The sequence below is a fragment of the Thermomonas fusca genome (assembly GCF_005862345.1).
Taxonomy (GTDB): Bacteria; Pseudomonadota; Gammaproteobacteria; order Xanthomonadales; family Xanthomonadaceae; genus Thermomonas; species Thermomonas fusca.
Genome location: NZ_SROY01000003.1, coordinates 298,094 through 322,273, shown reverse-complemented (window position 1 = coordinate 322,273; position 24,180 = coordinate 298,094). Strand labels below are relative to the sequence as shown.

The 24,180-nt window shown below is 67.0% G+C and carries 26 protein-coding genes; 19 read left to right on the top strand and 7 right to left on the bottom strand.

The window, feature by feature from the left end; all coding sequences use genetic code 11:
* Positions 1 to 21: 21 nt before the first annotated feature.
* From rpsE to E5S66_RS09380, 11 genes are all read left to right on the top strand, one after another.
* Positions 22 to 561 (top strand): 30S ribosomal protein S5, encoded by a 540-nt coding sequence (rpsE, locus tag E5S66_RS09430; RefSeq protein ID WP_038053588.1) that lies wholly within the window; start codon positions 22 to 24, stop codon positions 559 to 561.
* Positions 554 to 739, top strand: coding sequence for a 50S ribosomal protein L30 (rpmD, locus tag E5S66_RS09425; protein WP_028839568.1), 186 nt, complete (start codon positions 554 to 556; stop codon positions 737 to 739). Before rpsE ends, rpmD begins: the two co-directional genes overlap by 8 nt.
* Before the next feature lie 4 nt (positions 740 to 743).
* Entirely contained in the window at positions 744 to 1,181 is a 438-nt protein-coding gene (gene rplO, locus E5S66_RS09420; protein WP_028839569.1) for a 50S ribosomal protein L15, read from the top strand.
* Between the two features lie 7 nt (positions 1,182 to 1,188).
* Positions 1,189 to 2,538: a preprotein translocase subunit SecY gene (secY, locus tag E5S66_RS09415; protein ID WP_028839570.1), complete on the top strand. Its 1,350-nt coding sequence runs from the start codon at positions 1,189 to 1,191 to the stop codon at positions 2,536 to 2,538.
* 333 nt (positions 2,539 to 2,871) lie between these two features.
* The gene (rpsM, locus tag E5S66_RS09410) at positions 2,872 to 3,228 is read left to right on the top strand and encodes a 30S ribosomal protein S13 (protein WP_028839571.1); all 357 of its coding nucleotides are present in this window, start codon (positions 2,872 to 2,874) and stop codon (positions 3,226 to 3,228) included.
* Between the two features lie 12 nt (positions 3,229 to 3,240).
* Positions 3,241 to 3,633: a 30S ribosomal protein S11 gene (rpsK, locus tag E5S66_RS09405; protein ID WP_028839572.1), complete on the top strand. Its 393-nt coding sequence runs from the start codon at positions 3,241 to 3,243 to the stop codon at positions 3,631 to 3,633.
* 19 nt (positions 3,634 to 3,652) lie between these two features.
* The gene (gene rpsD / locus E5S66_RS09400) at positions 3,653 to 4,282 is read left to right on the top strand and encodes a 30S ribosomal protein S4 (protein ID WP_138348974.1); all 630 of its coding nucleotides are present in this window, start codon (positions 3,653 to 3,655) and stop codon (positions 4,280 to 4,282) included.
* A gap of 54 nt (positions 4,283 to 4,336) precedes the next feature.
* Positions 4,337 to 5,335, top strand: a complete 999-nt coding sequence (locus E5S66_RS09395; protein WP_138348973.1) for a DNA-directed RNA polymerase subunit alpha — start codon at positions 4,337 to 4,339, stop codon at positions 5,333 to 5,335.
* A gap of 290 nt (positions 5,336 to 5,625) precedes the next feature.
* Positions 5,626 to 5,997 (top strand): 50S ribosomal protein L17, encoded by a 372-nt coding sequence (gene rplQ, locus E5S66_RS09390; RefSeq protein WP_138348972.1) that lies wholly within the window; start codon positions 5,626 to 5,628, stop codon positions 5,995 to 5,997.
* A 103-nt stretch (positions 5,998 to 6,100) separates the two neighbouring features.
* Positions 6,101 to 6,619 (top strand): disulfide bond formation protein B, encoded by a 519-nt coding sequence (locus E5S66_RS09385; RefSeq protein WP_138348971.1) that lies wholly within the window; start codon positions 6,101 to 6,103, stop codon positions 6,617 to 6,619.
* A 65-nt stretch (positions 6,620 to 6,684) separates the two neighbouring features.
* Positions 6,685 to 8,067: a class II 3-deoxy-7-phosphoheptulonate synthase gene (locus tag E5S66_RS09380; RefSeq protein ID WP_425472201.1), complete on the top strand. Its 1,383-nt coding sequence runs from the start codon at positions 6,685 to 6,687 to the stop codon at positions 8,065 to 8,067.
* A gap of 50 nt (positions 8,068 to 8,117) precedes the next feature.
* Here E5S66_RS09380 and E5S66_RS09375 read toward each other — a convergent pair whose 3' ends face one another.
* From E5S66_RS09375 to typA, 4 genes are all read right to left on the bottom strand, one after another.
* The gene (locus tag E5S66_RS09375; protein WP_138348970.1) at positions 8,118 to 9,725 is read right to left on the bottom strand and encodes an amidase; all 1,608 of its coding nucleotides are present in this window, start codon (positions 9,723 to 9,725) and stop codon (positions 8,118 to 8,120) included.
* Between the two features lie 61 nt (positions 9,726 to 9,786).
* Entirely contained in the window at positions 9,787 to 10,248 is a 462-nt protein-coding gene (locus E5S66_RS09370) for a DUF2127 domain-containing protein (protein WP_138348969.1), read from the bottom strand.
* Complete coding sequence (locus E5S66_RS09365) at positions 10,245 to 10,787, bottom strand: 2'-5' RNA ligase family protein (RefSeq protein ID WP_138348968.1); 543 nt, start codon at positions 10,785 to 10,787, stop codon at positions 10,245 to 10,247. The genes E5S66_RS09370 and E5S66_RS09365 overlap by 4 nt, the downstream gene beginning before the upstream one ends.
* An 18-nt stretch (positions 10,788 to 10,805) precedes the next feature.
* The gene (gene typA / locus E5S66_RS09360) at positions 10,806 to 12,635 is read right to left on the bottom strand and encodes a translational GTPase TypA (protein WP_138348967.1); all 1,830 of its coding nucleotides are present in this window, start codon (positions 12,633 to 12,635) and stop codon (positions 10,806 to 10,808) included.
* A gap of 127 nt (positions 12,636 to 12,762) precedes the next feature.
* Here typA and E5S66_RS09355 point away from each other — a divergent pair, with 127 nt between their 5' ends.
* The 5 genes from E5S66_RS09355 to prpC all read left to right on the top strand — a co-directional run bounded on the left by E5S66_RS09355 (position 12,763) and on the right by prpC (position 17,953).
* On the top strand, positions 12,763 to 13,257 hold the full coding sequence (locus E5S66_RS09355) for a peptidylprolyl isomerase (RefSeq protein ID WP_138348966.1): 495 nt from the start codon (positions 12,763 to 12,765) through the stop codon (positions 13,255 to 13,257).
* Positions 13,258 to 13,566: 309 nt separating this feature from the next.
* The gene (locus E5S66_RS09350; protein WP_246037194.1) at positions 13,567 to 14,751 is read left to right on the top strand and encodes a pyridoxal phosphate-dependent aminotransferase; all 1,185 of its coding nucleotides are present in this window, start codon (positions 13,567 to 13,569) and stop codon (positions 14,749 to 14,751) included.
* A gap of 60 nt (positions 14,752 to 14,811) precedes the next feature.
* Positions 14,812 to 15,795, top strand: a complete 984-nt coding sequence (locus E5S66_RS09345; RefSeq protein WP_138348964.1) for a malate dehydrogenase — start codon at positions 14,812 to 14,814, stop codon at positions 15,793 to 15,795.
* 105 nt (positions 15,796 to 15,900) lie between these two features.
* Positions 15,901 to 16,782 (top strand): methylisocitrate lyase, encoded by an 882-nt coding sequence (prpB, locus tag E5S66_RS09340; RefSeq protein WP_138348963.1) that lies wholly within the window; start codon positions 15,901 to 15,903, stop codon positions 16,780 to 16,782.
* A 16-nt stretch (positions 16,783 to 16,798) separates the two neighbouring features.
* Positions 16,799 to 17,953, top strand: a complete 1,155-nt coding sequence (gene prpC, locus E5S66_RS09335) for a bifunctional 2-methylcitrate synthase/citrate synthase (protein WP_138348962.1) — start codon at positions 16,799 to 16,801, stop codon at positions 17,951 to 17,953.
* Positions 17,954 to 18,029: 76 nt separating this feature from the next.
* Here prpC and E5S66_RS09330 read toward each other — a convergent pair whose 3' ends face one another.
* The 3 genes from E5S66_RS09330 to E5S66_RS09320 form a co-directional block, all read right to left on the bottom strand.
* Positions 18,030 to 18,641, bottom strand: coding sequence for a glutathione S-transferase family protein (locus tag E5S66_RS09330; protein ID WP_138349001.1), 612 nt, complete (start codon positions 18,639 to 18,641; stop codon positions 18,030 to 18,032).
* 94 nt (positions 18,642 to 18,735) lie between these two features.
* Positions 18,736 to 19,197, bottom strand: a complete 462-nt coding sequence (locus E5S66_RS09325; RefSeq protein WP_028839587.1) for a cell wall hydrolase — start codon at positions 19,195 to 19,197, stop codon at positions 18,736 to 18,738.
* 297 nt (positions 19,198 to 19,494) lie between these two features.
* Positions 19,495 to 21,513 (bottom strand): NADPH-dependent 2,4-dienoyl-CoA reductase, encoded by a 2,019-nt coding sequence (locus E5S66_RS09320; protein ID WP_138348961.1) that lies wholly within the window; start codon positions 21,511 to 21,513, stop codon positions 19,495 to 19,497.
* Between the two features lie 215 nt (positions 21,514 to 21,728).
* Between E5S66_RS09320 and E5S66_RS09315 the strand changes: the two genes are divergently transcribed.
* The 3 genes from E5S66_RS09315 (at position 21,729) to E5S66_RS09305 (ending at position 24,179) form a co-directional block, all read left to right on the top strand.
* Positions 21,729 to 22,808 (top strand): OmpA family protein, encoded by a 1,080-nt coding sequence (locus E5S66_RS09315; RefSeq protein WP_138348960.1) that lies wholly within the window; start codon positions 21,729 to 21,731, stop codon positions 22,806 to 22,808.
* A gap of 147 nt (positions 22,809 to 22,955) precedes the next feature.
* Positions 22,956 to 23,444: a hypothetical protein gene (locus E5S66_RS09310; RefSeq protein ID WP_425472200.1), complete on the top strand. Its 489-nt coding sequence runs from the start codon at positions 22,956 to 22,958 to the stop codon at positions 23,442 to 23,444.
* Between the two features lie 15 nt (positions 23,445 to 23,459).
* A complete protein-coding gene (locus E5S66_RS09305; protein ID WP_138348958.1) occupies positions 23,460 to 24,179 on the top strand; it encodes a pseudouridine synthase in 720 nt (239 codons plus the stop codon).
* Position 24,180: the final 1 nt, after the last annotated feature.

Here is a 24,180-nt window from a genome sequence, read left to right as displayed (position 1 = left end):
CTCAACAATCGAGACATCGAAATGGCAGAACAACGCGAATCCCGCGGCCGCGATCGCGGTCCCCGCGAGGAAAAAGTCGATGACGGCATGATCGAGAAGCTGATCGCCGTCAATCGCGTCAGCAAGACCGTCAAGGGCGGCCGTCAGTTCACCTTCACCGCGCTGACGGTGGTGGGCGACGGCGCCGGCAGGATCGGTTTCGGCTATGGCAAGGCGCGCGAAGTGCCGGTCGCCATCCAGAAGTCGATGGAGCAGGCTCGCAAGGGCATGAGCTCGGTCGATCTGAACAACGGCACCCTGTTCCATCAGGTCAAGGCTGGACACGGCGCTGCCCGCGTGTTCATGCAGCCCGCCTCCGAAGGTACCGGCGTGATCGCCGGCGGCGCGATGCGCGCCGTGCTGGAAGCGGTTGGCGTGAAGAACGTGCTGGCCAAGGCGGTCGGCTCGCGCAATCCGATCAATCTGGTGCGCGCCACGATCAAGGGCCTGGAGTCGATGCACTCCCCGGCGAAGATCGCGGCCAAGCGCGGCAAGAAGGTGGAGGATCTGATCAATGGCTAATGACAAGACCATCAAGGTCCGCCTGGTCAAGGGCCTGCGCGGTACCCAGTCGCGCCATCGCCTGTCGGTCAAGGCGCTCGGCCTCGGCAAGCTCAACAGCGTCCGCGAACTCAAGGACAGCCCGCAGGTTCGTGGCCTGATCAACAAGGTCCACTACCTGGTGAAGGTGGAGGAGTAATCACATGAAGCTCAATACACTCAAGCCCGCGGACGGCGCCCGCCAGGAACCGCGTCGCGTCGGTCGCGGCATCGGCTCCGGCCTCGGCAAGACCTGTGGCCGCGGTCACAAGGGTTCGTTCGCGCGTTCCGGCAAGGGCAAGATCAAGGCCGGTTTCGAAGGCGGCCAGATCCCCATGCAGCGCCGCCTGCCGAAGATCGGCTTCCGCTCGAAGATGGCCAACGACTGCGCCGAAGTGCTGCTGTACAAGCTGGACATGCTGCCGGCCGGCGAGATCGATTTCGCCGCCCTGCGTGCCGCCAAGCTGGTGCCGAGCACCGCCAAGCGCGCCAAGGTCGTCGCCAAGGGCGAAGTGACCAAGGCTTACGTGCTGAAGGGCATCGCTGCGACCGCCGGCGCCAAGGCCGCGATCGAAGCGGCCGGCGGCAAGCTGGCGGAGTAAGAAAGGCATGTCGCGCAGTGCTGGAGCATTGGCAGGCCTGATGGGCGCGGGCAAGTTCACCGAACTTCGCTCGCGCCTCCTGTTCGTCATCGGTGCGCTGATCGTCTATCGCATCGGCTGCTTCATTCCGGTGCCGGGCGTCAATCCCGAGGCGATGCTCCAGCTGATGGACTCGCAGAAGGGCACCGTGGTGGACATGTTCAACATGTTCTCCGGCGGCGCGCTTGCGCGTTTCAGCCTGTTCGCGCTGAACGTGATGCCCTACATCTCCGCGTCCATCGTGATGCAGCTGATGGTGCAGATCCTGCCCAGCCTGAAGGCGCTGCAAAAGGAAGGCGAGTCGGGCCGTCGCAAGATCACCCAGTACTCGCGCGTGGGTTCGGTGTTCCTGGCGGTGTTCCAGGCCGCCGGCATCGCCATCGCGCTGCAGGGGCAGGGCGCGAGCGGCGGCGTACCGGTGGTCTACAACCCGGGCCTCGGCTTCGTGGTGACCGCGGTGGTCTCGCTGACCGCCGGCACGGTGTTCCTGATGTGGCTGGGCGAGCAGGTGACCGAGCGCGGCATCGGCAACGGTGTGTCGCTGATCATCTTCGCCGGCATCGTCGCCGGTCTGCCGGGCGCGGTGTTGAACACCCTGCAGCAGGCCAACAGCGGCGACATGCAGTGGATCACGGTGTTCTTCATCCTGGCGATCGTGCTGGCGGTGACCTGGTTCGTGGTGTTCATGGAGAGCGGCCAGCGCCGCATCACGGTGAACTACGCGCGTCGCCAGGGCGCCCGCGGCGGCTACCAGAACCAGAGCTCGTTCCTGCCGCTCAAGCTCAACATGTCGGGCGTGATCCCGCCGATCTTCGCATCGTCGATCATCATGTTCCCGGCCACGGCGTCGACGTGGTTCGGCCAGTCCGGCAGCTCCGCCACGGTGTGGCTGCAGAAGGTCAGCCAGATGCTGTCGCCTGGCGAACCGCTGCACATGATCCTGCTGGCTGCGCTGATCGTCGGCTTCGCGTTCTTCTACACGGCGCTGGTGTTCAACTCGCAGGAGACCGCGGACAACCTCAAGAAGTCCGGCGCGCTGATTCCGGGCATCCGTCCGGGCAAGGCCACCGGCGAGTACATCGATGGCGTGCTGACCCGCTTGACCGCGGCCGGTTCGGCCTACCTGGTGCTGGTCTGCCTGCTGCCGGAAGTGATGCGTACCGAAATGGGCGCGTCGTTCTACTTCGGCGGCACCTCGCTGCTGATCGTGGTGGTGGTGGTGATGGACTTCATCGCGCAGATCCAGGCGCACCTGATGTCGCACCAGTACGAGAGCCTGTTGAAGAAGGCCAACCTCAAGGGGCGCGGCGCCCGCTGAGCGGGGCCGCGCATCCGTCCCCGCATCCGCTGCGGGGCAAGTGACAACCGCCGGTTCGACGAACGCGCGAACCGGCAAATGGGCGACCCGCGCGACGATCCCGCGTGCGGGTGGCCCCGGACCGATCCGCGCGCCAGAGTAGCGCGCGGGCAGGCCGGGCCCGCAAGGGCCGGGCGCTGCCAGTCCGGGGCCATCGCCGGAGCATGGGCACACTCCCCATGCCGGGCCAGGGCTTGCCTTGGCTTCCTGACAAGTCGGGATTGGGTTACAATTTCACGTTTCCCACGTCGAATCTCTCGGTTCGGCGTCATTTCGTTTATCGGAGATCGCCTTATGGCGCGTATTGCGGGCGTCAACTTGCCTGCCCAGAAGCACGTCTGGGTCGGGCTGCAAAGCATCTACGGCATTGGCCGTACCCGTTCCAAGCAGGTCTGTGAATCGGCTGGCGTCAACTCGTCGACCAAGATCCGTGACCTGTCCGAGCCGGAAGTCGAGCGCCTGCGCTCCGAAGTCGGCAAGTTCATCGTCGAAGGCGACCTGCGCCGCGAAGTCGGCATGGCCATCAAGCGTCTGATGGACCTGGGCTGCTATCGCGGCCTGCGCCACCGCCGCGGCCTGCCGCTGCGTGGCCAGCGCACCCGCACCAATGCGCGCACCCGCAAGGGCCCGCGCAAGGCCATCCGGAAGTAAGGAACAGACATCATGGCCAAGCCGGCAGCAACCAAGACCAAGAAGAAGATCAAGCGCGTCGTCACCGACGGAATTGCGCATGTCCACGCTTCTTTCAACAACACGATCATCACCATCACCGACCGCCAGGGCAACGCCCTGAGCTGGGCGACTTCGGGCGGCGCGGGTTTCCGCGGCTCTCGCAAGTCCACTCCGTTCGCCGCGCAGGTTGCCGCCGAGAAGGCTGGCAAAGCCGCGCTGGACTACGGGGTCAAGGCGCTGGAAGTGCGCATCAAGGGTCCGGGTCCGGGCCGAGAATCCGCCGTTCGTTCGCTGAACAACGTCGGCTACAAGATCCTCAACATCATCGACGTGACGCCTATCCCGCACAACGGGTGCCGTCCGCCGAAGAAGCGTCGCGTCTGACGCGCGGGAGCACTAGAACATGGCTCGTTATATCGGTCCCACCTGTAAGCTCGCCCGTCGCGAAGGCGCCGACCTCTCGCTGAAGTCGCCGGCCCGCGCGCTCGATTCCAAGTGCAAGCTGGAGCAGAAGCCCGGCCAGCACGGCGCCACCGCCCGCAAGGGCAAGCTGTCCGACTACGCCACCCAGCTGCGCGAGAAGCAGAAGGTCAAGCGCATCTACGGTCTGCTGGAGCGCCAGTTCCGCAACTACTACAAGAAGGCTGCGACCAAGAAGGGCAACACCGGCGAGAACCTGCTGCAGCTGCTGGAAACCCGCCTGGACAACGTCGTCTACCGCATGGGTTTTGCGGTCACCCGCCCGGCGGCACGCCAGCTGGTCAGCCACCGCGGCGTCACCGTCAACGGCAAGCCCGTGAACCTGCCGTCGTATGCCGTCAAGGCCGGCGACGCGATCGCCCTGTCCGAGAAGGCCCAGAAGCAGATGCGCGTCAAGGAGTCCCTGACCCTTGCCGAGCAAATGAATCTGTCGCCCTCGTGGGTCGAGGTGGATTCGAACAAGTTCGCCGGCGTGTTCAAGGCCGTGCCGGACCGCGGCGACCTGCCCAGCGACATCAACGAAGCGCTGATCGTCGAGCTGTACTCGAAGTAAGCCATTGCCACCGGCCTGCGCCCCCCCGGCGCAGGCCAGCAGGAGACACCACGAATGACGGTTACCGCCACCCAAGTGCTGCGTCCGCGCGGACCGCAGATCGAGCGCATCGCCGACAACCGCGCCAAGGTCGTGATCGAGCCGCTGGAACGCGGTTATGGCCACACCCTCGGCAACGCGCTGCGTCGCGTGCTGCTGTCCTCGATCCCCGGCTTCGCGATCACCGAAGTCGAGATCGATGGCGTGCTGCACGAATACACCACGGTCGAAGGCCTGCAGGAAGACGTGCTCGAAGTCCTGTTGAACCTCAAGGACGTCGCCATCCGCATGCACAGCGGCGACACCGACACCCTGGAGCTGAAGAAGCAGGGTCCGGGCGTCGTTACCGCGGGCGACATCAAGACCAACCACAACGTCGAGGTGCTGAACCCCGACCACGTGGTTGCCAACCTGACCAAGGACGTGGCGCTGAACATGCGCCTCACCATCAGCCGCGGTTTCGGCTACCAGCCGGCCGCCGCGCGCCGTCGTCCGGATGAGGAAACCCGCACGATCGGCCGGCTGATGCTGGACGCGTCGTTCTCGCCGGTGCGCCGCGTCGCCTACGCGGTGGAAGCCGCGCGTGTCGAGCAGCGCACCGACCTGGACAAGCTGGTTCTGGAGATCGAGACCAACGGCACCATCGATGCCGAGGAAGCCGTGCGCACCGCCGCCGACATCCTCACCGATCAGCTGTCGGTGTTCGGTGACTTCACCCACCGCGACCGCGGCGCCAAGCCGCAGGCCAGCACCGGCGTCGACCCGCTGCTGCTGCGTCCGATCGACGACCTCGAGCTGACCGTGCGTTCGGCCAACTGCCTCAAGGCCGAGAGCATCTACTACATCGGCGATCTGATCCAGAAGACCGAAGTGGAGCTGCTCAAGACCCCGAACCTCGGCAAGAAGTCGCTTACCGAAATCAAGGAAGTGCTGGCCCAGAAGGGCCTGTCGCTGGGCATGAAGCTGGAAAACTGGCCGCCGGCCGGCGTTTCCGCCCACGGCATGATGGGGTGAGTCGCCGCTGCTGCGAACTGCCTTAACGGCAGTTCGCGCGGCGACGAACGCCCGAGCGCCAGGCGCGAGGGCCGGGGGGCAATCGCGGCGCGAGCCGCGGCTCCGGCTTCTCGCACTTGCCCTCGTCGAAATCCGCAACACCCGCAACACCGCCGACGGGGCGAACCCCGCGGCGTTCCGATCCACGGAATGGGTCGGCAGGACCAACCGCAGTCCGCAGCGTCAACGCCTGGAAGGCGACAGCGATTTTCAGCAGATCCAATCTTCCATAGACCTAGGAATCCAACGTCATGCGTCACCAGAAATCCGGCCGCAAGTTCAACCGCACCAGCGCCCACCGCGGCGCGATGTTCTCCAACATGGCGGCCTCGCTGATCAAGAGCGAAATCATCCGCACCACCCTGCCGAAGGCCAAGGAACTGCGCCGCGTCGCCGAGCCGCTGATCACCCTGGCCAAGACCGACGGCGTGGCCAATCGCCGCCTCGCCTTCTCGCGCCTGCGCGACAAGGAAGCGGTGGGCACCCTGTTCACCGTGCTGGGCCCGCGCTATGCGCAGCGTCCGGGCGGCTACCTGCGCATCCTGAAGTGCGGTTTCCGCGCTGGTGACAATGCGCCGATGGCCTACGTCGAGCTGGTGGACCGCCCGCAGGCCGCCGAGTAAGACGACTCGCCACCGCGATGCGATGGAAGACCCCGGCAGTGCCGGGGTTTTTCGTTTTTGGCCGACTGCGCCATAATCGAACGGATTCCCCGAAGGCGCGCGCATGAATCCGTTCCGCTGGTCGTTCCGCCAACAGTTCCTGTTTGGTTTCGTCATCTGCGCGGCGCTGCTGGGTTACGCGTTCTTCGTGCAGTTCCAGCTGGGCATCCAGCCCTGTCCGTTCTGCATCTTCCAGCGCATCTGCTTCGCCGCGCTCGGGCTGGTGTTCCTGCTGGGCGCGATGCACGCGCCGCGCGCGTCGGGCGGCCGCAAGGTCTGGGGCGTGCTGGCGTTCGCCGCCGCCGCCGCCGGGATGGGCGTGGCGGGGCGGCATTCGTGGGTGCAACTGAATCCGCCGGAGCTGCCTACCTGCGCACCGGGCTGGAACTTTCTGGTCGAACAGAATTCGTGGCTGGGCGTGGTGCGCAAAGTGCTGCTGGCCAACGGCGACTGCAGCAGCATCGACTGGCGGTTCCTGGGCCTGAGCATGCCGATGTGGGCGCTGCTGTGGTTCGTGGTGCTGGGCTTCGGCGCGCTGTATGCCGGATTCCTGCACCGTCATGCCCATCGGTTCCGCAGGTAACGGTTGCGACGGCGGGGCCGGGGCGTGATGATGCAATGCAGCAGATCCCGGTTCCCCACATGTCGATGACCCCCGCAAGCGCAATTCCACCCGCCGCAGCCCCTGCCGCAGATTGGTCGCCCTCCAGCTGGCGCGGCAAGCCCGCGCTGCAGATGCCGACTTATCCCGATGCCGACGCGCTGGCGGCGACCAGCGATGAGTTGCGGGCGCTGCCGCCGCTGGTGACGTCGCGGGAAATCCTGGCGCTCAAGCAGCAGCTCGCCGAGGCGCAGGAAGGCAAGCGCTTCCTGTTGCAGGGCGGCGATTGCGCAGAAACATTCGCCGAGTGCAGTTCCGACGTCATCTCCAACCGGCTCAAGGTGCTGCTGCAGATGAGCCTGGTGCTGGTGCACGGGCTGAAGTTGCCGGTGGTGCGGGTGGGTCGCTTTGCCGGCCAGTACGCCAAGCCGCGCTCGGCCGACACCGAGACGCGCGACGGGGTGACCCTGCCCACCTATCGCGGCGACATCGTCAACAGTCCGGACTTCGACGCGCAGGCGCGGATTCCCGATCCGCGGCGGATGGTCAAGGCGCACGCGCGCTCCGCGATGACGATGAACTTCGTGCGCTCGCTGATCGACGGCGGTTTCGCCGACCTGCACCATCCCGAATACTGGGGCCTGGGCTGGGTCAGCCAGTCGCCGCATGCGGCCGACTACCAGAAGATGGTGGCCGGCATCGGCGATGCGGTGCGCTTCATGGAAACGCTGGCCGGGCGGCGCATGCAGAGCCTCAACCGGGTGGATTTCTACACCTCGCACGAAGCGCTGCTGCTGCATTACGAAGAGTCCCAGACCCGGCAGGTGCCGCGCGCGGACGGCTGGTTCAACCTGAGCACGCATTTCCCGTGGATCGGCATGCGCACCGCCGCGCTGGACGGCGCGCATGTGGAGTATTTCCGCGGCATCAGCAATCCGGTGGCGGTCAAGGTGGGGCCGTCGGTGACCCCCGACCAGCTGCTGCGGGTGATCGACGCGCTGAACCCGGACGACGAGCCGGGCCGGCTGGGCCTGATCCACCGCATGGGTGCCGGGCACATCGCCGACAAGCTGCCGGCGCTGCTGGACGCGGTGCAGCGCGAGGGCCGGCGGGTGCTGTGGATCTGCGACGCCATGCACGGCAATACCGAGTCCACCAGCAACGGCTACAAGACCCGCCGCTTCGCCAACATCCGCAGCGAGATCGAGCAGGCGTTCGACCTGCACGCGGCCGCCGGCACCCATCTGGGTGGCGTGCATCTGGAAATGACCGGCGAGAACGTCACCGAATGCCTCGGCGGTGCCCGCGAGCTCACCGAGGTCGATCTGCAGCGTGACTACCGCAGCACCGTGGACCCGCGCCTCAACTACGAACAGGCGCTGGAGATCGCGATGCTGATCGTGCGCAAGCGCGGGGCGATCGGGGAGTAGGGCGCGACCGGGTCCGCTCCGCAAGCGGAGCGAACCCGGTAGGGCGTGGCTTACGGCGAATCGGTGGCGATGGTGGGCAGTAAGCGTGGCGGCTTGCGCGCCTTGCTGGCCTGTTCGAACGCGTAACCCAGTTCGATCAGCTTGGGTTCGCTCCAGGCGGTGCCCATGAACACGATGCCGACCGGCAGGCCGTGCACTTCGCCCATCGGCACGGTCAGGCTGGGATAACGGGCCACTGCGGCAGCGCCGTAGCCGGCGCCGAGGAAATGGTCGCCGTTGACCGGGTCGATCGGCCACGCCGGAGACATCGCCGGCGCCACCAGCGCGTCGAGGCCATGCTTCTTCAGCGCCGCATCGATGCCTTCCGGGCCGGCCAGCCGGCGCGCCTTGTCACGGGCGTCGAGATAGGCCTTGTCGCTCAGCGGCCCCTTGGCATTGGCCTGCTCGAAGATCTCCTGGGCGAAGAACGGCATTTCGCTCGCGGCATTCTGGTTGTTGAAAGCGATCAGCGCCTCCAGCGATTTGTGCGGCGCGCCGCTGCCGGCGAGATAGGCGTTCAGGCCATCCTTGAATTCATACAGCAGCACTTCGTACTCGGCTGCATCCCATTGCCCGAGGGTGGGGATTTCAGCATCGACCACGGTGGCGCCGGCCGCCTTCATCGCGGCGATCGCGCGCTCCATCGTGGCGTCGGTATCGGGGTGGTAGCCCATCAGTTTGCGCACCACGCCGATCCGCGCGCCTTTCAGCGCGTCGGCCTTGAGGTGGGCGGTGTAATCGACCGGTGCCGACTGCGGGCGCTCGCTGCTGGCCGCATCACCGGGGTCGGCCGCGGCGATCGCGGTGAGCAGTGCGGCGGCGTCGGCGACGCTGCGGGTCATCGGTCCGGCGGTGTCCTGCGAGGCGGAGATCGGGATGATGCCGCTGCGGCTGACCAGCCCCACCGTGGGCTTGAGGCCGACCAGCCCGGCCACCGCCGAGGGACAGATGATGCTGCCGTCGGTTTCGGTGCCGATGGCGGCGGTGGCGAGGTTGGCGGCGATCGCGGTGCCGCTGCCGGCGCTGGAGCCGCAGGGGTTGCGGTCGAGCACGTAGGGGTTGCGGGTCTGCCCGCCGCGCCCGCTCCAGCCGGAGGTGGAGCGGCTGGAGCGGAAGTTGGCCCATTCCGACAGGTTGGTCTTGCCCAGGATCACCGCGCCGGCTTGGCGCAGCCTGGCGACCAGGAAGGCATCGGAATTGGGTCGGTGTTCCGCCAGCGCCAGCGAGCCGGCGGAATTCACCATCGGGGTGGCGTCGATATTGTCCTTCAACAGCACCGGGATGCCGTGCAGCGGCCCGCGCAGCTTGCCGGCCTTGCGCTCGGCGTCCAGGGCGTCGGCTTCCTGCAGTGCGTCCGGGTTGAGTTCGATCACCGAATTCAGTGCCGGGCCGGCCTTGTCGATGGCAGCGATGCGGTCGAGATAGGCCTGGGTCAGCGCGTGGCTGGTCACCGTGCCTTCGGCCATCCGGCGCTGCAGATCGACGATGTCGGCCTCCTCGAACGCGAATGCCGGCGCCGCTGCGGCGGGTTTGGCCGTGCCTTCAGTGGGAGCCTGAGGGGCAGGCTGGCAGGCGCCGAGCAGGGCGGCGAGGGCGAGGGCAAGCGGCAGGTGGCGCATCGGCGAGACTCCCGGGAGGACGCGCAAGCATCGCCCGGCTGGCCTTCGCGGGCAATCCGCCTCAGTGGCGGCGCTTGAACAGGTCGCGCGCCAGGACCCAGACCACCACCAGGTTGATCACCACGGCCGCTGCTTCCAGCCAGTGGCGATGCAGGGCGAAGGCATACAGGTCGAACGGTAGGTACAGGGCGGCGGACAGGCCCAGCCATGACGCCCAGGCCTTGGCGCGCCACAGCCCCCAGGCCTCGGCAAGGCGCACCGCGCCGTACAGCAGGGCAACCGCCGCCGCCAAGTGCACGGCATCGGGATTGAGCGCATGCGCCAGCCAGGCCGGGCTGCCGTGCGCGGGGTCCAGGTGCAGCAGTGCCAGCAGCGCATCCAGTGCGCGCTGCAGCGGCGCCGGGCCCAGCCACTCCATCCCCGTCGCGGCCAGCAGCGCCAGCGCGCCCTTGGCGGCCTCGAACAGTGCCACCGCGTGCAGGCCGCGGTGTTCTTCGGCGGCGGCGTGCGGGCTGGTGCTCATGCGGTGCGCGAACCCGTCAGCGGCCAGGAAGCCAACGTGTCGTAGCCGCCCTGGACTGTCTGCAGGAGGTCGATCCTTTCGATGTACAGCGGGATGTTGGCGTCGATGCCGGTCAACGCCGGCGGCGTGGCGCCGCGCGGCAGGTAGGCGAGAGTGATGTGCGCGGTCTGCGCGCGTTCTTTCGGGAAGCCGCTGCCTTGCGCATCGGCTTCCAGTTGTTTCAACAGGGTCTTCAGCGCGGGCGAAGCGTCGATCCTGGCCACCAGCACGCGCGCGTGCGGCCAGTGCTGGGTGCCGGTGATCGTGGCGTCGGCCGGCGCGGCGGTGGCCGCGAATCCGGCCATGGCCGATTCAATGCGCGCACGCGCCACCTCATCGAGCTGCTCACCGAGATAGCGCAGGGTCATGTGCCATTGCGCCGGCCTGCGCCAGTCGTGGCGCGGCGCGGCGGCCGGCAGCGCCGCCTCCACCCGCAGGCGGAGGTCGGCCAGCGCGGCCTGCGTGGCTGCATCCGGCAGCCAGCCCAGGAAAACGCTCATGCCGGGGTCGCCGCGGGCTTACGACGCGCGGCTGGCGCGCTTGCGGTCGCTCTCGGTCAGCTGCTTCTTGCGCAGGCGGATTTCCTTCGGCGTGATCTCGACCAGCTCGTCGTCGTCGATGAAGTCCAGCGCCTGTTCCAGCGAGAACTTGGTGGCCGGGGTCAGCTGGATCGCGTCGTCCTTGCCCGAGGCGCGCATGTTGGTCAGCGGCTTGGTCTTGATGACGTTGACGGTGAGGTCGTTGTCCTTGCTGTGGATGCCGACCAGCTGGCCTTCGTAGACCTGGTCGCCCTCGGCGGCGAACAGCTTGCCGCGCTCCTGCAGCGGGCCCAGCGAATAGGCGGGGGTCGGGCCGGCGGCATTGGCGATCATCACGCCGTTGAGGCGCTTGGCGATGGCGCCGGTTTCCTTCGGGCCGTAGTGGTCGAACACGTGGAACAGCAGGCCCGAGCCCTGGGTCAGGGTCTTGAACTCGTTCTGGAAGCCGATCAGGCCGCGCGCCGGGATCATGTAGTCCAGGCGCACGCGGCCCTTGCCGTCGGATTCCATGTTCTTCAGCTGGCCCTTGCGGGTGCCCAGCTTCTCCATCACGCCGCCCTGGTGGATTTCCTCGACATCGACCACCAGCTGCTCGATCGGCTCCATCAGCTGGCCGTCGATTTCCTTGATGATGACCTCGGGGCGCGACACCGCCAGCTCGTAGCCCTCGCGGCGCATGTTCTCGATCAGCACCGACAGGTGCAGCTCGCCGCGGCCGGAGACCAGGAACTTGTCGGCGTCCTCGAGCTGCTCGACCTTCAGCGCCACGTTGTGCACGGTCTCGCGCTCCAGCCGGTCCTTGAGCTGGCGGCTGGTCAGGAACTTGCCGCCGGAGAGGTCCTTGCTGCCGGCGAACGGCGAGTTGTTGACCTGGAAGGTCATCGAGATGGTGGGCTCGTCCACGGTCAGCGGCGGCAGCGCCTCGGGCGCGTCGATGGAGCACACGGTGTCGGAGATGCTGAGCTCGGAAATGCCCGAGATGGCGACGATGTCGCCGGCCTCGGCGCTGTCCTGTTCGATCCGCTCCAGGCCCATGAAGCCCAGCACCTGCAGCACCTTGCCCTGGCGCTTCTTGCCTTCGCGGTCGATCACCGTCACCGGCATGTTCTTCTTCAGGGTGCCGCGCTGGACCCGGCCAATGCCGATCACGCCGACGAAGTTGTTGTAGTCCAGCTGCGAGATGCGCATCTGGAACGGGCCCTCGGCCTCGACCTCCGGGGCCGGCACGTACTTCATGATCGCCTCGTACAGCGGGGTCATGTCGCCTTCGCGCACCGTGTCTTCCATGCCGGCATAGCCGTTCAGGCCGGAGGCGTAAACGATCGGGAAATCCAGCTGCTCGTTGGTGGCGCCAAGCTTGTCGAACAGGTCGAACACCTGGTCGATCACCCAGTCCGGGCGCGCGCCGGGACGGTCGACCTTGTTGACGACGACAATGGGCTTGAAGCCCATCGCGAACGCCTTCTGGGTCACGAAGCGGGTCTGCGGCATCGGGCCGTCCATCGCATCCACCAGGATCAGCACCGAGTCGACCATCGACAGCACGCGCTCGACCTCGCCGCCGAAGTCGGCGTGGCCGGGGGTGTCGACGATGTTGATGCGGTTGCCCTGCCAGGTGATGGCGGTGTTCTTGGCCAGGATGGTGATGCCGCGTTCCTTTTCCTGGTCGTTGCTGTCCATCACGCGTTCGGCCAGCACAGTGCGCTCGTTGAGGGTGCCGGACTGCTTCAGCAGGCAATCGACGAGGGTGGTCTTGCCATGGTCGACGTGGGCGACGATGGCGATGTTGCGGAGGCGTTCGACGGACATTCGGAAGGGCTCGTGGAAACCGCACCCGGGTACCGTCTACGAGACGGCAGGGCGCGGAAATGACGGATGGGAAGCCGGCTATTATATAGGGTTCATGTGCCCATCCGGGCGCCCGGAGATGAACAAGATGAGCCTGATCGCCAATTTCGACACCGACCGCGGCACCATCCGCGTGGAACTGGCCGCCGACAAGGCGCCGCTGACCGTGGCCAACTTCGTCAACCTGGCCAAGCGCGGCTTCTACGATGGGCTGAATTTCCACCGCGTGATCGCCGATTTCATGATCCAGGGCGGCTGCCCCGAGGGCTCCGGTCGCGGCGGCCCGGGCTACCGCTTCGAGGACGAGGCGAACAATGGCCTCGGCCACGAGCGCGGCGTGTTGTCGATGGCCAATGCTGGTCCCGGCACCAACGGCAGCCAGTTCTTCATCACCCACGTGCCCTGCGGCTGGCTGGACGGCAAGCACACCGTGTTCGGCAAGGTGATCGAAGGGATCGAGGTGGTGGACGCCGTCCAGCAGGGCGACGTCATCAAGTCGTTGAAGATCGAGGGCGATGCCGAAGCCGCACTGGCCGCCAAGGCCGACCGCGTGGCGGAGTGGAACAAGATCCTGGCTGCCTGACGGTCTGGTTGCCAGCGGCGTGGCGCGGTCGTCGCCACGCCGCCGGGTTGTATGGCGCAGGTAGCTGTACCGCTGCGCGATGAGGGCCCCGTTTGCCGGATATCGGCCCCGGCCAGCGCAGGCCCCGGCAGTGTCGCCAGCCGCCGCGGCAGCCGCCACAAGCGCCGGGGTGACTGGGTTTCCGGGCATTGCCGGGGTACGGGCGGGGCGGGGCGCTGTGCTAACATCGAAGGGCTATTTCCCCACGTCCATTGCCGCGTCCGCGGCCATTTTTCGAGGTTCCCCACGATGCCTCAGCTCGCCCGGCGCATGTCTCGCGCCAAGCCCAGCGTGATCATGCAGGTCGCCGAAAAGGCCAAGCGCCTGAAGGCCGAAGGCCGCGACATCATCAGCTTCTCCATCGGCGTCCCCAACTTCCTGCCCGGCCCGCATGTGTACGAGGCGGCGCGTCAGGCGGTGGAGAAGGACAGTGGCCAGTACGGCAGCAACCGCGGCCCGGATGCGCTGCTGGACGCGCTGCTCAAGCACATCGAGCAGATCGGCCTGACCGGCTACACGCGCGCCAACTGCGCCACCGGCATCGGCGCCAAGCACGTGATCTACAACCTGGCCGAAGCGCTGCTGGACGAGGGCGACACGATCGCCTTCCCGGCGCCGTACTGGACCAGTTACGTGGACATCGCCGAGATCGTCAATGCGAAGATCCAGCTGCTGCCGTGCCCGGCCAGCCAGGACTACAAGCTGACCCCTCAGCAGCTGGACGAAGCGCTGGCTTCGAAGCCGAAGGTGTTCCTGTTCAACAACCCGTCCAACCCGACGGGCATGGTGTACACCAAGGACGAGGTCATCGCGCTGGCCGACGTGCTGGTGAAGCATCCGGACACCTGGATCATCGCCGACGACATCTACAACCGCATGCTGTTCGACGGGCTGGAGTACTACAACTTCGTGCTCGCCCGCCCGGAACTGCGCGACCGCGTGATCTTCCTCGATTCGCTGTCCAAGACCTACGGCATGCCGGGCTGGCGTCTGGGCTTCATGGTCGGGCCGGAAGTCGTGGCGAAGGCATTGGTCACGCTCAACTCCAACCACATCACCAACGTGCCGGAAGTGGTCAACGCCGCCGGCATCGCCGCGCTGACCGGCCCGCAAGACGTGCCGGACCAGAAGCGGGTGGAGTTCCAGGCCAAGCGCGACCAGGTGATGGCGGTGATGAACGCCATCCCCGGCGTGGTCTGCCCGCGTCCGCAGGGTGCGTTCTACGTGTTCCCGGACATCAGCTGCGCGTTCGGCAAGACCCACGGCCCGAGCGGCGCGAAGATCGACAACGACGTCGATTTCTGCAACGTGCTGCTGGAAGCCAAGGGCGTGGCCTGCGTGCCGGGCTCGGCCTTCGGCGAGCCGCGCGCGCTTCGCATCAGCTACACCTGCCCGACCCCGCAGCTGGCCCCCGGCCTGGCGCGGTTCCAGGAATTCTTCGCCGAGCTCAGCTGAGCCCGGATCCATCCCATCCTCCGGCGGGCTTGGCCCCGCCACCCCACAGGAGTCCATTACATGAAAGCCCCCGTTCGAGTTGCCGTCACCGGCGCCGCCGGCCAGATCGGCTACGCCCTGCTGTTCCGCATCGCCTCCGGCGAAATGCTGGGCAAGGACCAGCCGGTGATCCTGCAGATGCTGGAACTGCCGATGGAGAAGGCCCAGGCCGCGCTGCGCGGCGTGATGATGGAACTGGAAGACTGTGCGTTCCCGCTGCTGGCCGGTATGGTCGGTACTGATGACGCCGAAGTCGCGTTCAAGGACGCCGACTACGCCCTGCTGGTGGGCGCGCGTCCGCGCGGCCCTGGCATGGAGCGCAAGGACCTGCTGCTGGAGAACGCCAAGATCTTCACCGCCCAGGGCGCCGCGCTGAACAAGGTGGCCAGCCGCAACGTCAAGGTGCTGGTGGTCGGCAACCCGGCCAACACCAATGCCTACATCGCGATGAAGTCGGCGCCGGACCTGCCGGCCAAGAACTTCACCGCGATGCTGCGCCTCGACCACAACCGCGCGCTGTCGCAGCTGGCCAACAAGGCCGGCGTGGCCGTGGCCGACATCGAGAAGCTGGTCGTGTGGGGCAACCACAGCCCGACGATGTACCCGGACTACCGCTTCGCCACCGTGGGCGGCGCGTCGCTGAAGGACAAGATCAACGACGCCGAGTGGAACGCGAATACCTTCATCCCGACCGTCGGCAAGCGCGGCGCCGCCATCATCGAGGCGCGCGGCCTGTCCTCGGCGGCTTCGGCCGCCAACGCCGCCATCGACCACATGCGCGACTGGGCGCTGGGCACCAACGGCAAGTGGGTGACCATGGGCGTGCCGTCCGACGGCAGCTACGGCATCCCGGAAACCGTGATGTACGGCGTGCCGGTGACCTGCGCCAACGGCGAATACACCCGCGTCGAAGGCCTGCCGGTGGACGAGTTCAGCCGCGCCGCCATGGACAAGACGCTGGCCGAGCTGGAAGAAGAGCGCGCGGGCGTTGCCCACCTGCTCTGAGCGGTATGCCATCACGAGCCACGAAGCGCCGGGCCCTGCCCGGCGTTTTCGTTTCCGGCAGCCGCCGGTGCCCGCGTTAAAATGCACGATTCGCAAGGAGTGGCCATGAACACGCAATCCGCCGGTGCGCGCTTTCGCGCGGCGCTGAATGAAGAAACCCCCCTGCAGGTGATGGGCGCCATCACCGCCTACGCCGGCCTGATGGCCAAGCGCACCGGCTACCGCGCGCTGTACCTGTCCGGTGGCGGCGTGGCGGCCAATTCGCTGGGCATGCCCGACCTCGGCATCAGCACCATGGAAGACGTGCTCACCGACGCGCGCCGGATCGTGGACGCCACCGGCATGCCGCTGCTGGTCGACATCGACACCGGCTGGGGCGGGGCGTTCAACATCGGCCGCACCATCCGCAACTTCGAGCGCATCGGCGTGGCCGCCGTGCACATGGAAGACCAGGTCGGGCAGAAGCGCTGCGGCCATCGTCCCGGCAAGGAAGTGGTGACGAAGGACGAGATGGTCGACCGGGTGAAGGCCGCGGTGGACGCGCGCACCGATCGCGAGTTCGTCATCATGGCGCGCACCGACGCGGCCGCGGTGGAGGGCATCGACAGCGCCATTGAGCGCGCGGTGGCCTACGTCGAGGCCGGCGCCGACATGATCTTCCCCGAGGCGATGAGGACGCTGGACGACTACCGCAAGTTCAAGACGGCAGTGAGAGTGCCGATCCTGGCGAACCTCACCGAGTTCGGCAGCACGCCGTTCTTCACCACTGACGAGCTGCGCGATGCCGGCGTCGACATCGCCTTGTACTGCTGCGGCGCCTACCGCGCTATGAACAAGGCGGCGCTGCATTTCTACGAGACGGTGCGCCGCGAAGGCACCCAGAAGAACATCATCGACACCCTGCAGACCCGCGCCGAGCTGTACGACTTCCTGGGCTACCACGCCTACGAGGACAAGCTCGACACGCTGTTTGCGCAGACGAAATAAGCCGGAGGACACATCGATGAGCGAACAGACCGCAACCCCCGCGTTCAAGCCGAAGAAATCCGTCGCCCTGAGCGGGACCGCCGCAGGCAACACCGCGCTGTGCACCGTCGGTCGCAGCGGCAACGACCTGCACTACCGCGGCTACGACATCCTCGACCTCGCCACCACCAGTGAGTTCGAGGAGATCGCCCACCTGCTGGTGCATGGCAAGCTGCCGAACCGGGCCGAGCTGCGCGCCTACAAGGCCAAGCTGAAGGCGCTGCGCGGCATCCCGGCGGCGGTCAAGGCCGCGCTGGAGGAGCTGCCGCCGTCGGCGCACCCGATGGACGTGATGCGCACCGGCGTGTCGGTACTGGGTTGCGTGTCGCCGGAGAAGGACGACCACAACCATCCCGGCGCGCGCGACATCGCCGACAAGCTGATGGCCAGCTTCGGCTCGATGTTGCTGTACTGGTACCACTACAGCCACAACGGCCGGGTCATCGACGTCGAGACCGATGACGATTCCATCGGCGGCCACTTCCTGCACCTGCTGCACGGCGAGCCGCCGCCGGAATCGTGGGTGCGCGCGATGCACACCTCGCTGATCCTGTACGCCGAGCACGAGTTCAATGCCAGCACCTTCACCTGCCGCGTCATCGCCGGCACCGGCAGCGACATGCATTCGTGCATTGCCGGCGGCATCGGCGCGCTGCGCGGGCCCAAGCACGGCGGCGCAAACGAGGTCGCGTTCGAGATCCAGAAGCGTTACGAGACGCCGGACGAGGCCGAGGCCGACATCAAGGCCCGCGTCGAGCGCAAGGAAGTGGTGATCGGCTTCGGTCACCCGGTCTACACCGTGTCCGATCCGCGCAACAAGGTGATCAAGCAGGTCGCGAAGGAACTGTCCGAGGAGCAGGGCAACACGAAGATGTACGACATCGCCGAGCGCCTGGAGTCGGTGATGTGGGACATCAAGAAGATGTTCCCCAACCTCGACTGGTTCAGCGCGGTCAGCTACCACATGATGGGCGTGCCCACCGCGATGTTCACCCCCCTGTTCGTGCTGGCGCGCACCTCCGGCTGGAGCGCGCACGTGATCGAGCAGCGCATCGACGGCAAGATCATCCGCCCGTCGGCCAACTACACGGGTCCGGAAGACCGCAAGTTCGTGCCGATCGACCAGCGCTGAGCCCCGCGCGATCCACGAAAAAGGCCGCGTTTCCACGCGGCCTTTTTCATTGCATCGCAAACAGGATGGCGGTGGCTCAGAGCAGGCCTTCGGCCTTCATCGCCGCCTGCACGCCGGGGTCGGCGGCCATGCGTGCGTCGAAGCGGGCGAGGTTGTCCAGGCCGGACAGGTCAACGCCGGTCTTCTTCGCCCACTGCGTCACCACGAACAGGTAGGGATCGGCGATCGAGCGGCTTCCGGCCAGCCAGTCGCGACCCGCCAGCTGGGCGTCGGCGCGCTCGAACAACGCGCGCAGCTGCTTGCGTGCGGCGTCATGCGACTTCGCGATCAGCGCCGGGTCCTCGAGATAGGCAGTGGCGCCGAACAGCGGCTTGAACGCCGGATGCAGATCGGCATTGACGAAGGCCAGCCAGCGGTTGACCTCGGCGCGGCTTTCGGGGCTGCCATCGCCGCACAGGCCAGCCTCGGGAAAGCGGTCGGTCAGGTAGTGCAGGATGGCCGAGTTCTGGGTCAGCACCCAGTCGCCCACCTGCAGCGCGGGCACCGCGCCGGCGGGATTGATGGCGCGGAATTCCGGGGTGTTGCGCTGCTCGCGGGAGACGAGCTGCACTTCGAAGGGCGCGCCGATCCACTGCAGGACGATGTGGTCGGTCAGCGAGCACGCGCCTGGCGAACTGTAGAGCTTCATCATGTGGCCTAGTCGGAGAAGGCCCACGACTATCCGCAATCCGAGCCTTCACGTCGATGCCGCTGCGCGCAACGCAGCGTGCCGCGCGTTTCGATCAGCCGCGCTTGGCCGGCCGCAGGCTCTGCACCTTATAGAAAGTGTGGTCGCCGATGGTCGCCACCTGGAAGGCGCTATTCCAGCTCGGGCTGGCGATGGCGTGGGCGGCGAAGTGGCTGGCGCCGGGGACCACCAGCTTGCGCTGGTCGCGCGGCAGCGCCCAGTTGCGCTCGGATTCCAGCGCGACGCCCACCGCTTCCGACCAGGCCTGGATGTTGGACAGGCGGGTCTGCGGGGAGACGATGGTGGGGGCGAACTGCTTGCGTGCGGTCACCACCTGGCACAGGTTATGACCCCACAGGCCACTGTCGCGGCGGCGCAGTGCGACTTCCGCCACGGCCTGCTGGCCAAGGACGGACTGGTCGCGCGCTTCCAGGTAGACAGTGGTGGACAGGCACAGCGAATCTGCGGCCGGCTGCGGCAACACGTGCGACAGCCAGAGTATCCACGCCAGTTTCATGTCGGACTCCTTGCTCCGTTGCGGCGCAGGGCGGGCATCTCGCGGATGCTGCAGCCTGCGTCATGGCGTACTGGGGAGGGCGGCTGCTCTGATGGCGGCCTTTGCCCGGGCGCGCCGTCCCGTTATGGGTTCGGCCGGCGTGCCGGTGTACCTGACAATCACGCGAATGGGCGGTGGGTCAGGCCAAAAGTTGGCGCAAGGTAGGCGCCGGTTACACAACACAAGCTGAATGGGCGGGTGCCGAAATTTGTTGACTTGGGTCGCGGTTCCAGGGTGGCCAAAGCACTTCGGGTGATCTCAGAGCGCCGCCGCCAGCCGGCTGCCTTCGTCGATCGCGCGCTTGGCATCCAGCTCGGCGGCGAGTTTTGCGCCGCCGATCAGATGCGGTTTGCGCCCGCGCGCCAACAACGCATCGAACAATACGCGCCGCGGCTCCTGGCCGGCACAGACCACCACGTGGTCGACCGCCAGCGTCTGCGCGCTGCCGTCAACACGGATGTGCAGGCCTTCGTCGTCCACGCCCACGTATTCCACGCCGCCCAGCATCTTGACCGCCTTGGCCTTGAGGGTGGCGCGATGGATCCAGCCGGTGGTCTTGCCCAGCCGGGCGCCCGGTTTGCCGGACGAGCGCTGCAGCAGCCAGATCTGCCGTGCCGGCGGTTCCGGATGCGGCTGCGCCAGCCCGCCCGGCGCAGTGAAGGTCGGGTCCACGCCCCATTCGGCCATCCAGCGCGCCGGATCCAGCGTTGGCGAACCGCCGGCCTGGGCCAGGAACTCGGCCACATCGAAACCGATGCCGCCGGCGCCGATGATTGCCACCCTGCCGCCGACATCGACCCGGCCTTCCAGCACATCCAGGTAGCTGACGACGCTGGCGTGGTCTGCGCCCGGGATATCCAGCCCGCGTGGAGTGACGCCGGTGGCAACCACCACTTCGTCGAACCCTTCCAGCGCATCCGCGTCCACGCGGGTGTTCAGGCGCAGGTCCACGCCGGTCTCTTCGATGCGATGGCGGAAATAGCGCAGCGGTTCGTGGAATTCCTCCTTGCCGGGAATGCGCTTGGCCAGGTTGAACTGGCCGCCGATCTCGCTGCCGCCATCGAACAGGGTCACCCGATGGCCGCGTCCGGCCGCCTCGGTGGCGCAGGCCAGGCCGGCGGGGCCTGCACCGACCACGGCGATGGTTTTCGGCGTGCTTGTCGGGGTGAAGTTCAGCTCGGTCTCGGCGCAGGCGCGCGGATTGACCAGGCAGCTCGCGCGCTTGCTTTCGAACACGTGGTCCAGACAGGCCTGGTTGCAGGCGATGCAGGTGTTGATCGCATCGCTGCGGCCGGCGCGCGCCTTGTTCACCCACTGAGGATCGGCCAGCAGCGGGCGGGCCATCGACACCATGTCGGCGCTGCCCGCGGCCAACACCGCTTCGGCTACGTCCGGCATGTTGATGCGGTTGCTGGCAACCAGCGGCAGCGTTACATGAGGCTTCAGCCTGGCGGTCACCCCGGCGAAGGCGGCGCGCGGCACTGAAGTGGCGATGGTGGGGACGCGCGCCTCGTGCCAGCCGATGCCGCTGTTGATGATGGTGGCGCCGGCGGCTTCCACCGCCTTGGCCTGGGCGACGATGGCGTCCCAATCGTTGCCGCCTTCGACCAGGTCAAGCAGCGACAGCCGGTAGATGAGGATGAAGTCCGGCCCGCAGGCTTCGCGCACGCGGCGCACGATTTCGACGGCGAAGCGCATCCGCCTGGCGGCGTCTCCGCCCCAGCCATCGCTGCGGCGGTTCACCCGCGGAGTGGTGAATTCGTTCAGCAGATAGCCTTCCGAACCCATGATCTCGACGCCGTCGTAGCCGGCCTCGCGCGCCAGCGCCGCGGCGGTGGCGAAATCGCGGATCTGGCGTTCGATGCCGCGCGCCGACAGCGCCCGCGGAGTGAACGGATTGATCGCCGACTTCAATCGCGATGGCGCCACCGACAACGGGTGATAGGCATAGCGGCCGGCGTGCAGCAGCTGCAGGCAAAGCTTGCCGCCATGGGCATGCACCGCGGAGGTCACCTGGCGGTGCCGGCGCACGTGCCAGGGCAGGGACAGCCGTCCGGCGAACGGCTTGAGCCAGCCGACGATATTGGGTGCGAATCCGCCGGTCACCATCAGGCCGACGCCGCCCTGTGCGCGCTCGGCGAAATATGCCGCCAGTTTGGGAAAGTCGGCGGCGTGGTCTTCCAGCCCGGTATGCATCGAGCCCATCAGGACGCGGTTGCGCAGGGTGGTGAAGCCCAGGTCGAGCGGGGCCAGCAGATGCGGGTAGGAGGTCGTCATCGCCGCAGCATACCGTCACGTATGGTCGGTTGCATGCGGGCGGGCAAGGCTGGCGCCGGCACACTCAACTTTGCAGGCATTTATCCGTTATGTTAGTGTTAACACGGCTTTCACGTGCCCGGCTGTAACGTGCGCCAAGCGCCGGAACTGCCGTCTGGAGCAAGCGCTTTAAAAATCTGCGTCACGGTTTCTTTCACTGAATCAAGGAGCTGAACATGAACAAGAAACTCCTCTGCGCCGCCCTTCTGGGTGGTCTGGGTCTGGCGCAGGCTGCGTCTGCCCAGGAGTTCGACGATCGCTGGTACGTTTCCGGTTCGACCGGTGTGAATTTCCAGGACTCGGATCGTGGCACTGAAGACGCCCTCTTCGGCACCATCGGCTTCGGCAAGTTCCTCACCCAGCGTTTCTCGCTGGAAACCGAGCTGAACTACCAGAACCCGGACAAGACCATCAACCCGAACCTGTGGTGGAGCCAGTACGGCGTCTCGCTGGACGGCCGTTACCACTTCCGCAACGCCGACTCCAAGTGGTGGCCCTACCTGCGCGGCGGCCTGGGCTGGCAGCGTCACGAGGAAGAGTTCGTGACCACCCTGCCGACCTCGCCGGCGGATCACAAGGATTCCAACCTGGCGGTCAACCTCGGCGCCGGCCTGCAGTTCGATTTCGGCCGCATGGATCTGCGCACCGAAATCGGCACCCGCGTCGACTTCGACGACCAGCAGGCCCGTCTGGGCGAGCAGCAGGATCAGTTCACCGACCTGCTGGCTTCGGTCGGCCTGACCATCGCGCTCGGCCCGGAGCCGGTTGCCCCGATCGCTCCGGCCCCGGCGCCGCAGCAGACCTGCGCCGACATGGATGACGACGGCGACGGCGTCAACAACTGCAACGACAAGTGCCCCGGTTCGCAGGCTGGCCAGACCATCGGTCCGGACGGCTGCCCGGTGCCGGTCTCGATCGACCTGAAGGGCGTGAACTTCGATTTCGACAAGTCGACCCTGCGCTCCGACGCAGTGGCGATCCTCAACGAGGCCGTCGAGATCCTGAAGCGCTATCCGGAGCTGAAGGTTGAAGTCGCCGGCCACACCGACCAGTGCGGTACCGACGCCTACAACCAGAGCCTGTCCGAGCGTCGCGCCAAGGCGGTCTATGACTACCTGACCAGCAACGGCGTGGATGCCGGCCGCATGAACGGTCCGACCGGTTACGGCGAGAGCCGTCCGCTGGAAGACAAGGGCCAGACCCTGCCGGGCTGCAAGAGCGAGACCAACCGCCGCACCGAGCTGAACAGCCTGTAATTCCGGCTGTCGTTCGCGAGGTATCGAAGCCCGGCCAAGTGCCGGGCTTCGTTTTTTTTGGGGCGCTGCGGTTGCATTCAATTGCGGTGCGGCGCAGCCAGCGCCTACACTGTCGCTGTCCGTTGGGGAGTCTGTGCCATGTCGTCCATGTTTCGCACCTGTGTGCTTTCCTTGCTTGCGGTTCCAGGGTTGGCGCAGGCAGGCGGCGACGTGTGCGCAACCGGTGTCGTCTCGGCCGTGCCGGTTCGCCCGACCGTGATTTCCGCCGTCGCCACCGAGTTCGCTCCGGCGATCACCCAGCTGGGTGGTGCCAGTGGCGTGCTGGCGCAGTCGTTCGACGAGGCGCTGTCGGTGGACAACGTGCTGGCGCGGATCCGCGTCGATGGTTGCCGCGCAATGGCGAAGTCAGTAGCGCCGGGTGCCGCGGGCATCGACCCTGCCGCCTACAAGCCGCAGACCGCGTTCGACAACACGCCGTGGCGCTTCAACATGACCCAGAACGGCAAGCGCATGACTGCCGACGAGTTCGACGCGTGGATGAAGTCGCGTGGCGTGCGCGTGGTCGGGCGCAAGGACGCTGCGGAAGCCGCCGCGCCCGAGACGGCTCCCGCGGCGGAGAGCAAGACGGCCAACTGACCGGCGCCGCTTCGCATGGGCGCGCGCCACGGACTGGCACGGGTGCTGTCCAAGCGCGGGCTGTGCTCGCGCAGTCAGGCCGAACGGCTCATTCGTGACGGCCGCGTGCGCCTCGATGGGCGCGTCGTGCGTGATCCCGAGCATCCGACCGATGTGACCCAAGCCCGCATCGACATCGACGGCGCCGCGCCGGAACAGGCCGCGCCGCGCTACCTGATGCTCAACAAGCCGCGCGGGCTGGTCACCACGGCCAGCGATGAGCGCGGTCGCGACACGGTATACCGCTGCTTCGACGGCGCAGGCCTCGGCTGGATCGCCCCGGTCGGTCGCCTCGACAAGGCCAGCGAAGGCCTGCTGCTGTTCACCAATGACCCGCAGTGGGCGGCGCACATCACCGATCCGGCGCGCGGCCCAGGCAAGACCTACCACGTGCAGGTGAACCGCATCCCCGATGCGACAACGCTGTCGGCGCTGCAGGCCGGCGCGGCGGTGGAAGGCGAATGGCTGCGCGCCGCGTCCGTCACCCTGCTGCGTGCCGGCGCGAAGCATGCCTGGCTGGAAATCACCCTGGACGAAGGCCGGAACCGCCAGATCCGGCGGCTGCTGGCGGCCTTCGACATCGGCGTGCTGCGGCTGCTGCGGGTGGCGATCGGGCCGCTGGCCATGGGCGAACTGCCGAAGGGCCAATGGCGGGAGCTGACCGCGCAGGAAGTCGCCGCGCTTGGCGGCGGCTGAG